Annotated in this window: 12 protein-coding genes; 1 reads left to right on the top strand and 11 read right to left on the bottom strand. The window is 61.5% G+C overall.

The genetic code is table 11. The annotated features are described in order from the left end of the window. Positions 1–225: 225 nt before the first annotated feature. Complete coding sequence (locus WAO69_RS10240) at positions 226–2,514, bottom strand: adenosylcobalamin-dependent ribonucleoside-diphosphate reductase (RefSeq protein WP_422178688.1); 2,289 nt, start codon at positions 2,512–2,514, stop codon at positions 226–228. A 121-nt stretch (positions 2,515–2,635) separates the two neighbouring features. Between WAO69_RS10240 and WAO69_RS10235 the strand changes: the two genes are divergently transcribed. Beyond that, entirely contained in the window at positions 2,636–3,070 is a 435-nt protein-coding gene (locus WAO69_RS10235) for a DUF1489 family protein (RefSeq protein WP_422178686.1), read from the top strand. Positions 3,071–3,214: 144 nt separating this feature from the next. Here WAO69_RS10235 and WAO69_RS10230 read toward each other — a convergent pair whose 3' ends face one another. From WAO69_RS10230 to WAO69_RS10185, 10 genes are all read right to left on the bottom strand, one after another. Beyond that, on the bottom strand, positions 3,215–4,060 hold the full coding sequence (locus WAO69_RS10230) for a TauD/TfdA dioxygenase family protein (RefSeq protein WP_422178684.1): 846 nt from the start codon (positions 4,058–4,060) through the stop codon (positions 3,215–3,217). A 5-nt stretch (positions 4,061–4,065) separates the two neighbouring features. Further along, positions 4,066–5,895, bottom strand: a complete 1,830-nt coding sequence (locus WAO69_RS10225) for an AMP-dependent synthetase/ligase (RefSeq protein WP_422178682.1) — start codon at positions 5,893–5,895, stop codon at positions 4,066–4,068. Between the two features lie 11 nt (positions 5,896–5,906). Beyond that, positions 5,907–6,704 (bottom strand): ABC transporter ATP-binding protein, encoded by a 798-nt coding sequence (locus WAO69_RS10220; protein ID WP_422178680.1) that lies wholly within the window; start codon positions 6,702–6,704, stop codon positions 5,907–5,909. An 84-nt stretch (positions 6,705–6,788) separates the two neighbouring features. Next, positions 6,789–7,997: an ABC transporter substrate-binding protein gene (locus WAO69_RS10215; protein ID WP_422178678.1), complete on the bottom strand. Its 1,209-nt coding sequence runs from the start codon at positions 7,995–7,997 to the stop codon at positions 6,789–6,791. Between the two features lie 40 nt (positions 7,998–8,037). Beyond that, positions 8,038–9,108 (bottom strand): branched-chain amino acid ABC transporter permease, encoded by a 1,071-nt coding sequence (locus tag WAO69_RS10210; protein ID WP_422178676.1) that lies wholly within the window; start codon positions 9,106–9,108, stop codon positions 8,038–8,040. Then, entirely contained in the window at positions 9,105–10,109 is a 1,005-nt protein-coding gene (locus WAO69_RS10205; RefSeq protein ID WP_422178674.1) for a branched-chain amino acid ABC transporter permease, read from the bottom strand. Before WAO69_RS10205 ends, WAO69_RS10210 begins: the two co-directional genes overlap by 4 nt. Next, a complete protein-coding gene (locus WAO69_RS10200) occupies positions 10,109–10,870 on the bottom strand; it encodes an ABC transporter ATP-binding protein (protein ID WP_422178672.1) in 762 nt (253 codons plus the stop codon). Before WAO69_RS10200 ends, WAO69_RS10205 begins: the two co-directional genes overlap by 1 nt. 373 nt (positions 10,871–11,243) lie before the next feature. Beyond that, the gene (hisG, locus tag WAO69_RS10195; protein ID WP_422178670.1) at positions 11,244–11,939 is read right to left on the bottom strand and encodes an ATP phosphoribosyltransferase; all 696 of its coding nucleotides are present in this window, start codon (positions 11,937–11,939) and stop codon (positions 11,244–11,246) included. Further along, positions 11,936–13,021: an ATP phosphoribosyltransferase regulatory subunit gene (locus tag WAO69_RS10190; protein WP_422178668.1), complete on the bottom strand. Its 1,086-nt coding sequence runs from the start codon at positions 13,019–13,021 to the stop codon at positions 11,936–11,938. Before WAO69_RS10190 ends, hisG begins: the two co-directional genes overlap by 4 nt. Then, a partial coding sequence (locus WAO69_RS10185; protein ID WP_422178666.1) for an ATP phosphoribosyltransferase regulatory subunit occupies positions 13,021–13,759 on the bottom strand: 739 nt, incomplete at its 5' end. The genes WAO69_RS10185 and WAO69_RS10190, both read right to left, overlap by 1 nt.

Genomic DNA, 13,759 nt, shown 5'->3' with positions numbered 1-13,759 from the left:
ACCGAAAGCAACTTGTGGAGCAGGGCATCGGGATGTTTGCGCGCAGCGGCACATGGCGCGTTGTGGCCGATAACGCGCCCATTGAGTAGGAAAAACGTATTGGGCCTGCGTTACGGTCGCACGAAAGCAGCCCTTCGAAAACTTGCGGTGCATGACACCTTTGTCCGCATAACGGGCGTCGCCGCGTTCCAAAAAGTACAGAAATCCAGATCCTTTAGACTGGATCTACCCACATTTGGAATGGCCGCAACTGGCGCAGGTCATGCAGCCTTCGATCATGCGCATGTCGAACTGACCGCAGCTGGGGCAGGATTTGCCGCGCGCGCCATCCAGATTGACCACGGCGGCCTGAGGGTCGGATTTCAGGCCCATCCCCTCGCCTTCCAGAAACCCGGTGACGATCATGTGCTGTTCGATCACGCCGCCGATGGCCGCAAGGATCGAAGGAATATACTTGCCCTGAACCCAGGCCCCGCCACGTGGATCGAACACCGCTTTGAGCTCTTCGACCACGAAAGACACATCACCCCCGCGCCGGAACACCGCCGAGATCATCCGCGTCAGTGCAACCGTCCAGGCAAAGTGCTCCATGTTCTTGGAGTTGATGAACACCTCGAACGGACGGCGATGCCCGTTCTGGATCAGGTCGTTGATCGTGATATAGAGCGCATGTTCGCTATCGGGCCATTTGACCTTGTAAGTCTGGCCTTCCAGCGCCTCGGGGCGGTGCAAGGGCTCGGACATGTAGATCACATCGCCATGGGGGCGCTGAGGTTCGGCGGCGTCGGTCGAGATGACTTCGGGGGCGGTCTTCTTCTCCTCCGACACACTCAACACCGACCCCGTCACATCATTAGGGCGATAGGTCGTGCAGCCTTTGCAACCCGTGTCCCAGGCCTGCATGTAGACGTTCTTGAAATCGTCAAAGCTGATGTCTTCCGGGCAGTTGATCGTCTTGGAGATCGAGGAATCCACCCATTTCTGCGCCGCCGCCTGCATCTTGACGTGATCGGCGGGTGCCAGGGTCTGAGCGTTGACAAAATAATCGGGCAGGTCGCGGTCGCCGAACTTGTCGCGCCACATCTGCACAGCGTAGTCGACCACCTCTTCTTCGCTGCGCGAGCCGTCCTTCTGAAGCACCTTGCGTGTATAGGCATAGGCAAAGACGGGTTCGATCCCCGAGCTGACATTCCCGGCATAAAGCGAGATGGTGCCCGTGGGCGCGATCGAGGTCAGCAGCGCATTGCGGATACCATGTTCACGGATGGCGTCCCGCACATCTTCGTCCATATTCAACATGTTACCAGAGGCCAGATACTTGTCGGCATCGAAAAGCGGGAAGGCCCCCTTTTCCTTGGCAAGCTCCACGGAGGCAAGATAGGACGCGCGCGCGATGGCCTTCAGCCAGGCTTCGGTCTGCGCCGCCGCCTCGTCCGAGCCATAGCGCAGGCCCATCATCAGCAGCGCATCGGCCAGTCCGGTAACCCCAAGGCCGATGCGGCGTTTGGCCTTGGCTTCGGCCTGCTGTTCGGGCAGGGGGAATTTCGATGCATCCACCACGTTGTCCATCATCCGGACAGCCGTGGCGACCAGGTCGATCAAGCGGGTTTCGCTGAGCGCCGCTGCCTCTTCAAACGGGTTGTCGACCAGCCGCGCAAGGTTGATCGAGCCCAACAGACAGGCCCCGTAAGGCGGCAGGGGCTGCTCGCCACAGGGGTTGGTGGCCGCGATGGTTTCGACATAATTCAGGTTGTTGGCCGCGTTGATCCGGTCGATGAAAATCACGCCCGGCTCGGCATAGTCATAGGTTGCGCGCATGATCTTGTTCCACAGATCGCGCGCCTCTACCGTGCGATAGACCGTGCCGTCAAAGATCAGATCCCACGAGCCGTCGGCCTTGACCGCATCCATGAACGGATCGGTGACAAGCACCGAAACATTGAACATCCGCAGACGGGCTGCATCGGACTTGGCGGAAATAAAGTCTTCAATATCAGGATGATCGCAGCGCATCGTCGCCATCATCGCCCCCCGTCGCGAGCCCGCGGACATGATCGTGCGGCACATGGCATCCCACACATCCATGAAGCTGAGAGGGCCGGAAGCGTCCGCCGCCACGCCTTTCACGCCCGCTCCCTTGGGGCGGATGGTCGAGAAATCATAGCCGATGCCACCGCCCTGCTGCATGGTCAGAGCGGCTTCTTTGAGGCCCTCGAAAATGCCGGACATGCTGTCGGGGATCGTGCCCATCACGAAGCAGTTGAACAAGGTCACCTGACGCGCCGTGCCGGCCCCTGCAGTGATGCGCCCGGCGGGCAGATACTGGAAATCTTCCAGCGCGCCATAGAACCGTTCTTCCCAATGGGCGGGGTCCGCCTCGACGCGCGCCAGATCGCGGGCGATGCGCCGCCAGCTGTCCTCGACGGTGATGTCGATGGGAGTGCCGTCTGCTTCCTTGAAGCGGTACTTCATATCCCAGATCTGCTCGGCAATAGGGGCAGCAAAACGGCTCATCGGCGAATCCTCGGCAACATTGTGGCAGGCAACCAACATAAACCGAAACGGGAAATTTCCACAACAGTTTGAAGTCCGCGCGCAGACTGCTACCATATACAGGTGTTCTGTGGGGGACTCTGTGGATAACTCGACGATAAATCTTGTAAAACTCTGTGTCGGCGCGGACGTGGTCGAAGACCTGATCAGCTGGCAGAGCAACCCGCGTGCCAAGGGGCCGGACGGGCAGCCCCGTCATGTCACGCGGATGTGGCCGAAACAGTCGGACAAATTGCTTAATGGCGGCTCGCTTTACTGGGTCTTCAAAGGGCTGGTGCTGTGCCGTCAGCGCATTGTGCGGCTGGATGAAGTGCAGGGTCAGGACGGGATCATGCGATGCGGAATCGTTCTGGATGAAGAGGTCGTGCGCACCGCCTCGGCCCCCAAACGGCCCTTTCAGGGATGGCGATACCTCAAGCCCGAGGACGCTCCACCCGACCTGCGCAAGGGGCGCGAAAACGAGCAACCCCTGCCCGCCGAGCTGAACCGGGCGCTGGCCGAGATCGGGGTTCTGTGACCCAGAATTGTCCGTTTTGAACATGATTTGCGAGGGGTGTTGCGCATTTTGTACCCCCTTTGAGTGCCCCTCATCCGCGACCACAGCCCGCGCCCGGGTGCCCGAGCCACCCCCGCGCCGGGACCGTCACGGCCGTCACTCAGGTCACTGGGGCGCAGAGGCCGAAAACGTGGTGCGATAGAGCAAACGGCGCACACCATCGTAATCGTTCGTTGCATAGTGCAGGCTCATCCGGTTGTCCCAGACCGCCACATCTCCTGCATTCCAGCGCAGCCGGCACGAGAAATCCGGCTTGGTGGCATGTTTGAACAACGCGGCCAGGATCGGCGCGCTTTCCTCGACGCTCATCCCGTCCAGCCGGGTGGTGTAGATCGGGTTCACGAACAGCGCCTTGCGCCCGGTGGCCGGGTCCGTGATGACCGCCGGATGGAAGGTTTCCTTGTCAGCCTCGGGATCACCGCGCGTCATGCGGATCGACCCGCTTGAGCGTTCCTCCATGGGGGGCGCATGTTTCACGCCATAGGGCGCGCCAAGGTGGATCGCCATGCGCCCCTCGACGATCTCGCGCAGATGCGCGGGCAGGCTGTCATAGGCGACAACCTGAGACGACCAGACCGTGTCGCCGCCCACCTGCGGCACCTCGACCGCGTTCAGAACAGATCCTGCGGGAGGGTTGGGCAGGAAACTGAAATCGGAATGCCAGTCGCCGCCAAAGACCCCGACATTGACTTCGCTGGCCTCCTTGAGCACGGCGATGACCTCGGGATCGTCGGCCATGGGTTCGACATAGGGCAGGCGCATGATCGGCCCAAAGACGCGGGTCAGCCGTTTCTGATCGGCGATGTCCAGATGCTGGTCGCGCAGCACGATCATCTGATGTGCGCCAAGGGCCGCGCGCAACTCCTGCGCAAGATCATCGGAAATCGGCTGGCGCAGATCGACGCCCGAAATCTCGGCCCCCATGAACCCGGTCAGGCGATCAACCCGCATCGGCCTTACTCCGTGTAGAGCGCTTCGATCTGATCGGCGTAGAACTCGTAGATCTTGTTGCGACGCACTTTCATGGTGGCGGTGACTTCGCCGTCATCATGATCCAGTTCCTTGGGCAGAAGATGGCTCTTCTTGATCTGCTCGACGCGGGCGAGGTTCTTGTTGCCCTTGGCCACTTCGGCGTCGATCAGCTCCTGCACCTGCGGGTGCTCGGCCAGCGAGCGGAAGGTCGTATAGGCGATCCCCTGCCCTTCGGCCCAGAGCCGCACCGTATCCATGTCGATCTGGATCAGCGCGGTCACATAGGGGCGCTTGTCCGCGATCACGATGACTTCCTTGATGAAGGGCGACGACTTGATGACGTTCTCGATCAGCGAGGGCGAAAGGTTCTTGCCCGCCGCGTTGATCATGATGTCTTTCTTGCGATCAATCAGCGTGAGCGACCCATCCGCTTCGATCTGGCCCACGTCTCCGGTGTGCAGCCAGCCATCCACGATGGTTTCGGCAGTCGCCTGCGGATTCTTGTAATAGGATTTGAAGATCGTCGCGCCTTTGAACAGCACTTCGCCATCCTCGGCGATCTTGCACTCCACACCGGGCACCGCAAAGCCGATGCGCCCGTCGCAATTGCCCCATGCGGGCTGGATCGTGCCGACGCCGCTGGTTTCGGACATGCCCCAGGCCTCGCGGATATTGACGCCGATGCCGCGCATGAAGGCCAGCAGATCAGGCGCGATCGGCGCGGCGGCGGATATCGCGAAACTGACCCGCCCCAGACCCAGATACGAGCGGATATGGCGATAGACCAGCGCATCCCAGAAGCTGTGGGCCAGCCGGTCCGACGCACTCCAGTGATCGCGGCGCTTGGCACCGCGCTTCATCGCGCCTTTCAGCGCCAGCATGGTCAGCGGTTTGCGGATGGCGCCCGCGGTCTGCGCCTGCACGATGACCCCGGCCTGCATCTTTTCCCAGATGCGCGGCACGCCAAAGAAGACCTGAGGCGCGACCTCGCGCAGATCCAGCGTGATGGTGCGCAGGCTTTCGCCGAAATTCATCACGAACTGCTTGGACAGACCGTTCATCACCGTCACCGCCTGCTCGGCGATATGGCACAGCGGCAGGTAGGACAGCACATTGGTGCCCGGGCCATACCCGGCAAAGACATGCTCGGCGACCTTGGTGCCAGCATGAAGATTGGCAAAGGTGATCTCGGCCGCCTTGGGCAAACCGGTCGAGCCCGAGGTAAACACCATCATCGCGGTGTTGTCCGGGGTAATCCCGGCCACGCGGCTCAGCACCTCGTCGCCGGCCTGACCATTCAGCATGGCGCGGCCCTTGACCAGCAGATCATCCCAGGTCCTGAGATTGAGATAGTCCTCCCCCTGCGTGCCCTTGGGATCAAAGACAATCAGTTGGCGCAACTTGGGCAGCTTGCCATGCAGCTCGACAATCTTGTCCAGCTGTTCCTGATCCTCGATGAACAGAACCGTGGTGTCCGAGGCATTGACCAGATGGTCGATCTCGGCCGCGGGGCTGGTGGGATACATGCCCACCACCGTGGCCCCTGCGGCGTTGATGGCAAATTGCGCCAGCACCCATTCGCTGCGGTTCTCGGACAGGATGCCGACGTGATCTCCGGCCTGCACGCCCAGACCGATCAGACCGGCCGCCCCGGCATTCATCACCTCATGCACATCCGACCAGGTCATCTCGTTCCAGATGCCGTATTCCTTCTGACGCATCGCAACGCCATCGGGGCGGGCGGCGGAATGATCCGCGACCATCTGCGGGACCGAGCGGAAATCGCTGTCGGTATTGCGCACGTCGAATGCCATGGGTTTGCTCCTCAGCTCAGCCAGCGCTTGCGGCGTTTGTAATGCTTCACATCGCGGAACGACTGGCGCGCCCCGCCTTCGCCATCGGCAACGCCAAGGTAGAAGGACTGGATATCCTTGTCATCGCGCAGCCGGGCCACGTCGCCTTCCATCACGATCTGCCCGCTTTCCATGATATATCCGTAATCGGCCACGGAAAAGGCCACACCGGCGTTCTGTTCCACCAGAAGGATCGACACGCCGTCTTCCTGGTTCAGCCGCTTGATCGTGCTGAAGATCTCTTCCACCACCTTTGGAGCCAACCCCAGAGAGGGCTCGTCCATCAGGATCAGTTCAGGACGCGCAATCATCGCCCGCCCGAAGGCCAGCATCTGCTGCTCGCCGCCCGAAAGATAGCCGGCCACCTGCTTGCGCCGCTCTTTCAGGCGCGGAAAGAAATCATAAACCTTGTCATAGTCAGGCTTCACCTTGCGCTCATCCAGCGCATAGGATGCCGCGATCAGGTTGTCCTCCACCGTCATCTCGGAAAAGATGCGCCGCCCTTCGCGCACATGAAACAGCCCCTGCTGCACCAGGCGGTCGGGTTCGATCTTCATGATCGACTTGCCCTTGAAATGAATGCGGCCCTCGCCGATCTCGCCATTCTCCAGCGCCAGCAGGTTCGAGGCCGCCTTCAGCGTGGTGGTCTTGCCCGCACCATTGGTGCCCAGCAGCGTGACGATCTTGCCATCGGGCACCTCCAGCGACAGGCCGCGCAGAGCCTGCACCGTATGGTAATAGGTCACTTCGATATTCTCGATGGTCAGCACAGACCGTACCCCTGCTTCTTTCTGGTTTCAAATCCCCCGGGGGGTGTGGGGGGCTGGCCCCCCACTCCCGTCTTCAGACCCGTCTCAGACCGTCAGCCAGTCGGATTTGGGATTGAACAACCCGCTTGCGGCATCATAGGCATAGACGCGCCCGGTGCCGATGGCGTTGTTCTTCATGGTCACGGGACCGCCAAAGAAGCCGCCGGTATCCCAGTCGCTGATCGTCGAAAGCTTCTCGGCGATGTTGTCGGCTGTCAGCTCAAGGCCGGCTTCGGCGGTGGTACGGATCGCCTTCATCGCGATTTCCAGACCGCACATGGTCTGCAGCGCCCATGTGGACATGTAGTTTTCAAGCGGCGTGCCTGCGAACATCTCCTTGGAGAGCGCCGCATATTTCTGATAGCGCGGCGCATCGGCCTGATCCCAGAAATAGCGATAGGGCATCACGCCTTCATAGCCATCCAGGAACGGGCCGGCTTCGGCGGTGATCCGGTCGGCAATGATCTTTTCCATGCCCCAGAACGTGCCTTTGAACTTGGTCGGCAGGCCGAATTGACGCGCGCCGCCGATCAGCTGCGGCCAGACGCCGGTCACATAGCCTTGCAGAATGCAGAATTCCGCGCCCGACTGGGCCAGCTTGGTGACATGGGTCGGGATGTCGGCGCCCTGGGGCTTGGTGGCCTCTTCCAGCACGACTTCGATGCCCAGGCGTTCGGCTGTGGCCTTGCCATGCTCGATCGGGTCGCGGCCGAATTCGGTGTTGGAATAGATGAAGGCAACAGTCTTGCCCCCTTCTGCGGCGATGTTCTCGAGAAGGATGTCGAACTGGCTCTGATAGGAAGGGCCGGACATGTACTGGTAGGGGTGGGTCGAGGGGTTCGCCAGTTCTGACGCGAAGGAGGTCGAGCCCATGATGCGCGCGTTGGCACCTGTCAGCTCGGGTGCGATCAGCTTCATGGCACCGGTGGAATCGGCGAAATAGGCGATCATGGCATCGCCTTCGGTGGCCAGTGCGCGCTGATAGTTGGCCAGGGCGTTCTGCGCGACATAGCCTGAATCTTCGGTCACAAACCGGATCGGGGTGCCCGCGACACCACCTTCTTCGTTGAACAGGCGGGCGGCAAGCTGGAAGGCCGGAGCCACAAGCTGGCCTGCGGTCGCGAAGGGACCGGTCAGCGGAAGCGATGCGCCCAGCACGTATTCGGCCGGTTGTGCGCGCAGGATCATTGGCGTGCCCATGACTGCTGTTGCTGCAGCCGAGGTTGCCAGGAAGGAACGGCGGTTCAGTTTCATGGTGTCTCTTCTCCCTAAGTTTGGCCTTTTTGAGGTCCGGTTATCCGCGTGCAAACGGCCAGCGGTTTGCGGCACGCAGTATTCTGTCAGTAATCTGGTTGATGCCCAATGGTTCCTTCAGCAGGAAGAACACCAGCAAAAGCCCGAAGGCGATCTCCTGTAGGGGCGAAATGTAACGCGCCGATGAGGCATCGCCGCCGGTGAAATAGGCGGCAAAGACCTTGATCACCTCGGGCATCATGACGATGACCATCACGCCGAAGACCGGCCCCATGGTGCGTCCCATGCCGCCCACGATCAGCGCCGCCACCAGTTCGAGGCTGAGATCCAGTTCGAACTGTTCGGGCAGGATGCGCGAGTAAAAGAACGCGAACATCGCGCCCGCCAGCCCGCAATAGGCCGCCGAGAGCGCGAAGGATGTCAGCTTGTAGCGCAGCAGCGAGATCCCCAGGATCTCGGCTGAGTAATCGCGATCCCGGATGGCGATGAAGGCGCGGCCGATCCGGGTGCGGATCAGGTTCTGTGCCGCCAGCAGCGACACGAAAGCCACCACGGCGATCAGAATGAACATCTCGCGGTTGGTGTCCAGAACCCAGCCCAGCAGGTTGGCATCGGGCGTATCCACCCCCACAACGCCGCCGGTCCAGGGCGCAAAGGCATCCTGTTCGATCAGGAAGATCACGATGAAATTCGCCGCCAGTGTCGCCACCGCAAGATAAAGCCCCTTCACGCGCAACGACGGCAGACCCACCAGAATGCCGATCAGCGCCGTGATCGCCACCGCGAGCGGGACGATGACAAAGAACAGGATCTGTTCGGGAATGATCCCGGCCAACCCGTTGTCCAGGATCGTCACCGCATAGGCCCCGATCGCCACGAAGGCTCCGTGCCCCAGCGAGACCAGCCCGGTATAGCCGGTGAGGATATTCACCCCGACCACGGCGATCAGCAGGATGCCCATCTTGCAGGCGATCAGGATCATGTAGTCATTGGCGAAGGCCGCGAAAAGCGCCAGCACCACCATCATGCCATAGACGAAGGCCTGCTTGTAACTGTTGTTTAGAACCCGCTCGTCGCTGGCATAGGTCGCTTTGAGGTTGCCGTTGATCATATCCTTTCAACCTCCTTGGAGCCCAAAAGCCCGTGCGGGCGCACCAGCAGCACCGCCAGAACGGCAACGTAAGGCACGATCTCGGCCCAGTCGCCGCCCATCTGCCATTGCGTCATGGCCTCCATCACCCCCACGGCCATGGCCGCCAAGAACACGCCGATATAGCTGTCGAGCCCGCCCATCAGAACGATGGCCAGAACGCTGAAGCCGAACAGGCCAAGCGACGGAGAAATCCCGTTGCGTGTGGCCAGGATCGCCCCGGCGATGGCCCCGGTGGTCGACGCCAGCACCCAGGCGCGGCTGAAGACCTTGGGCACAGAGATTCCCATGGAATAGGCGGTGGATTGATCCTCGGCAGTGGCGCGAATGGCGACGCCCGACTTGGTGTAGCGCACCATGAGAACGATACCGCCAAAGATCAGCAAAGCGACCGCCATGTTCACCAGATCAGCCCCGAAGAGGAAGATCGTGGAGCCGAAAAGCTCAAAGCGCACCGGCGCGTTGGGCGCGATGGTGGGCACGAAATCCGCATCTGCCGTCCAGATGATCGAAGCGGCCCCCGACATGATCGAAATCAGGCCGACGGTGACCATGATCATGGCAAACACCGACTGCCCCATCAGCGGGCGCATCAGCGTGCGTTCGATGATCCGCCCCACGATGGCATTGGCCAGCAGGGCCCCGACGATCCCCAGAACGATGCGCGGGATGTTCTGCACCCAGTCCAGCACCGCCCCCATGGGCGAGAACATCGGCAGGCCTTCCTTCATCTCAAGCAACCAGGCCGGCTGCCATGAGGCAAGCCAGGCGGGTGCCCATTCCTGTCCCGGCACGATGACCGCGAAGGTGTAATAGAAATAGGCTCCGAACATGATCAGATAGCCATGGGCGAAGTTGACCACCTTGGTGGCCTTGTAGACGGATACGATGCCCACGGCGATCAGGGCATAAATCGCCCCTGACATCAGCCCGTTGATGGCGAATTGCGTGAGTTGACCCATTACGCGGCGGCTCCCAGATAGGCTTCGATCACGTCTTCATTGCCAGAGACTTCGGACGGCGTGCCGCTGGCGATCTGCTGACCAAAGTTGAGGACAACGATATGTGAACAGATATCCATGACCATATGCATGTCATGTTCCACCAGAAGGATGGTGGTGCCGAATTGTTCCTGAACATCCAGAATGAAACGGGCCATATCCGCGGTTTCTTCGCGGTTCATGCCCGCCACCGGTTCATCCAGCATCAGCACCTTGGGTTGCATGGCCAGCGCCCGGCCCAGTTCCACCCGTTTCTGCAGGCCATAGGGCAGCATGGTGATCGGGTATTTGCGGATATGGTCGATTTCCAGAAAGTTGATCACGCGCTCTTCGATATCGCGGCGCAGTTCAAGCTCTTCCTTCTGGGCGGCTCCGAAATAGCGCAGGGCCTGCCAGACATTGGTCTTGAGCCGGGTGTGCCCGCCCAGCTTGATATTGTCGAGCACGGTCATGCCGCGAAACAGGGCGATGTTCTGAAAGGTGCGTGCCAGACCCAGTTCGGCCCGTTTGTCGGGCGACAGGCCGGTGATATCCCGCCCCTCGAAGCTGACCGTGCCGCGGTCGGGTTTGTAAAATCCCGAAATGGCATTGAACAGCGAGGTCTTGCCTGCGCCGTTTGGGCCAATGACACCGGTGATCTCTCCCGGTCTGGCCTCGAAACTGATGCCCTGCAATGCTTTGATCCCGCCAAAAGACAGGTGCAGGTCTTCGATCTTGAGCATGTCGGCTCCGACCCATGTTTTCCGTATCGGATATGCCTGTGACAGGCCCACGCATTCCTGCGCCGTCCTTGCCGACCGACTGGTTCCGAAACGAACCTCCCATTTTCGCCCCTGACATGCCGTGGTCTTATGAGACTGACCGCGTGCGTTCAGAGACGGCTCACGACAATTACGTTACACTGCCCGCATATTCTCGCAATATCCATGCTGCACTTTCCCGCAGGCCCTGATGGTCCGGCAGTCGGCACCCTGACGGAAACCCAGAGTTAAATATCTGTTTTTTCACAGATTTTCAAATGGACTTCGGCAGACCGGCCCAACGCGCGATAACGCAACGTCATATCCGGGAACAGACGGGTTCAAAGCGGTCGGATCAATCAAGCCCAAGGCGCGAGAGCAGTGCGGCGCAGGTCTGGCGTTCATCCGCGTCCATCGCGGCCACGCGGCTTTGCCAGAGCGTCGCCTGCGAGCGCAGGATCAGCCCGTCGCTGAGCAGCTTGAGATGGTTGGCGCGCAGGGTCTCTCCGGTCGAGGTGATGTCCGCGATGGCTTCGGCGGTCTCGTTCTTGACCGTGCCTTCTGTCGCCCCCTGGCTGTCTACCAGGGCGTAATCGGCCACGCCCGCCTCGCGCAGGAATTCCCGCACGAGGCGGTGATACTTGGTGGCGATGCGCAAGCGGAAGCCGTGGCGCGCGCGAAAGGCGGCGGCGGCGGCATCCAGATCGTCCAGCGTATCCACATCCGCCCAGAACTTGGGAACGGCCAGCATCAGGTCGGCCTGACCAAAGCCCAGCGGTTGCAGTTCATGCACCTGCTGTTCCCAGCAGGCAAGCTTTTCATGCACCAGATCGGTGCCTGTGACGCCCAGATGGATGCGACCGGCCGCCAGTTCACGGGGGATTTCCCCCGCAGACAGAAGCACCAGTGTCAGCCCGTCGATGCCTTCGACCTCGGCGGCATATTCACGTTCCGAGCCCGTGCGGGTCAGAACGACACCGCGGGCGGCGAACCATTTGAAGGTCTTTTCCATCAGCCGGCCCTTGGAGGGCACGCCAAGCTTGATCGTCATGGCCACGCCTCCTGAACCTGAAGGATCAGACCGGGGCGCAGGACACCTCCGACGGCCGGGATCTCGGCCCCTTTGCCCAGACGCCGGGTCAGCGCATCATAGCGCCCGCCCGTCGCGACCGGGGGCAGATCGGGGCGTTGTTCAGCATAAAAGCCGAAGACGAACCCGTCGTAATACTCCATCTGGGTGCGGCCATAAGAGGCTTCGAAATCCAGAGTGTCGATGGTCACGCCCCGTGCGGCCAGTGCATCGACGCGCGCTTTCAGCCGCTCCAGGGCACTGCGTGTCCAGGGCAGGTCAACGGCGATGTCCGACAGGCGTTCGATGGCGTAAGGCACGGACTCGCGCACGTCCAGCAGGGCATCCAGCGCGGCGATCTCGGTCTTCGAGATGGCCGGGGCGGCGGCATCCTGGATCAACGCCGTGATGCGGGCATCCACCTCGGCGCGGCTGCGCAGGCCGATCTCGGGCGCGTCCAGCCCGGCGCGATCGCCCGCGAGCAATGCGGCGCGGGTCTCGGGCATGGGGCTGCGCCCGGCGAACCGGTCAAGCAAGGCGCGAAACCGGCGCGGACGCCAGATATGGCGCATCAGCGCGACCTTGCGCCGTTCGGTGGTCTGCAGGCCTTGCACTGCGGCCATCAACAGCCCGATATCGCCGGTTGCGGCGCGCAGGCCCAGCGGCCCAAGCAGATCGGCAAAAAGCGCGAACACCTCGGCATCGGCAGCGGCCGGGTCTGCGCGGTCAAAGACCTCGTATCCGACCTGCACATATTCATTGGCGCGCTCGTCGTTGAGTTCCTGACGGCGGAAGACCTCGCCGGAATAGGTATAGCGCGCAGGTTCCGCGCCTTCGGCCATGTGCATCTGCACGACAGGCACGGTGAAATCCGGGCGCAGCATCTGTTCGCCGCGCAGCGCATCGGACGTCACATAGGCACGCGCGCGGATATCTTCGCCATAGAGATCCAGCAGCAGATCCGCCGGTTGCAGGATCGGGGTTTCCACGATCAGCGCCCCTGCGGCCTCAAAGGCGGCGCGCAGCCGGGCGGCTTCGATCAATGTGGCGGCGCGCGAGGGCATCAGTTCTGGCTCGCCAACATCTCTGTGATGCGCGCGACCAGTTCGGCGCGCGGCACTTCGATCTGGCTGGGGCGGTCCTGCCATTCCTCGAGGGTCGCAGTTTCTGCAAGTTTGGCCCCAAGGATCAGGTCCTTGATCTGCACCATGCCATTGGCATGTTCATCGCCGCCTTCGATCACCGCGATGGGGGCGTTGCGCTTGTCTGCATATTTCAGCTGATTGCCGAAATTCTTGGGATTGCCCAGATAGACTTCGGCGCGGATGCCGGCATTGCGCAGCTCGGCGACCATTTTCTGGTAATCCGCCATGCGGTCGCGATCCATCACCGTCACGACTACGGGTCCGGTGGTCTGCGCGCTGAGACGGCCCTTGGCATGCAGCGCCGCCAGAAGCCGGTCCACACCGATCGACACGCCCGTGGCGGGCACTTCCTGCCCGGTAAAGCGCTTGACCAGATCGTCATAGCGCCCGCCCCCGGCAACCGAGCCGAACTGGCGCTTGCGGCCCTTGTCATCAAGGATGTCAAAGGTGAGTTCGGCCTCATAGACTGGGCCGGTGTAATAGCCGAGGCCACGGACCACGGAAGGGTCGATGACGATACGGTCAGGGCCGTAGCCTTGCGCGGCGAGGAGGCTCGCAATCTGTTCGAGTTCGTTGATGCCTTCAGCACCCATTTCCGAGGAGCCGACAGCGGCGCGCAGATTTTCCAGCGTTTGCGCAGTGTCATCAGATTTCGAG

This window comes from Aestuariivita sp. (assembly GCF_049276915.1).
In the GTDB taxonomy this organism is placed as follows: Bacteria; Pseudomonadota; Alphaproteobacteria; order Rhodobacterales; family Rhodobacteraceae; genus Aestuariivita.
Note: the sequence above shows the minus strand (reverse complement) of the source record. Positions and strands in the feature narration are given on the sequence as shown.

Excerpts from the sequence above, each read along its gene's own strand:
- WAO69_RS10240 (WP_422178688.1), bottom strand. The coding sequence starts at position 2,514 with ATGAGCCGTTTTGCTGCCCCTATTGCCGAGCAGATCTGGGATATGAAG.
- WAO69_RS10230 (WP_422178684.1), bottom strand. The coding sequence starts at position 4,060 with ATGCGGGTTGATCGCCTGACCGGGTTCATGGGGGCCGAGATTTCGGGC.
- WAO69_RS10225 (WP_422178682.1), bottom strand. The coding sequence starts at position 5,895 with ATGGCATTCGACGTGCGCAATACCGACAGCGATTTCCGCTCGGTCCCG.
- WAO69_RS10215 (WP_422178678.1), bottom strand. The coding sequence starts at position 7,997 with ATGAAACTGAACCGCCGTTCCTTCCTGGCAACCTCGGCTGCAGCAACA.
- WAO69_RS10210 (WP_422178676.1), bottom strand. The coding sequence starts at position 9,108 with ATGATCAACGGCAACCTCAAAGCGACCTATGCCAGCGACGAGCGGGTT.
- WAO69_RS10205 (WP_422178674.1), bottom strand. The coding sequence starts at position 10,109 with ATGGGTCAACTCACGCAATTCGCCATCAACGGGCTGATGTCAGGGGCG.
- WAO69_RS10200 (WP_422178672.1), bottom strand. The coding sequence starts at position 10,870 with ATGCTCAAGATCGAAGACCTGCACCTGTCTTTTGGCGGGATCAAAGCA.
- hisG (WP_422178670.1), bottom strand. The coding sequence starts at position 11,939 with ATGACGATCAAGCTTGGCGTGCCCTCCAAGGGCCGGCTGATGGAAAAG.
- WAO69_RS10190 (WP_422178668.1), bottom strand. The coding sequence starts at position 13,021 with ATGCCCTCGCGCGCCGCCACATTGATCGAAGCCGCCCGGCTGCGCGCC.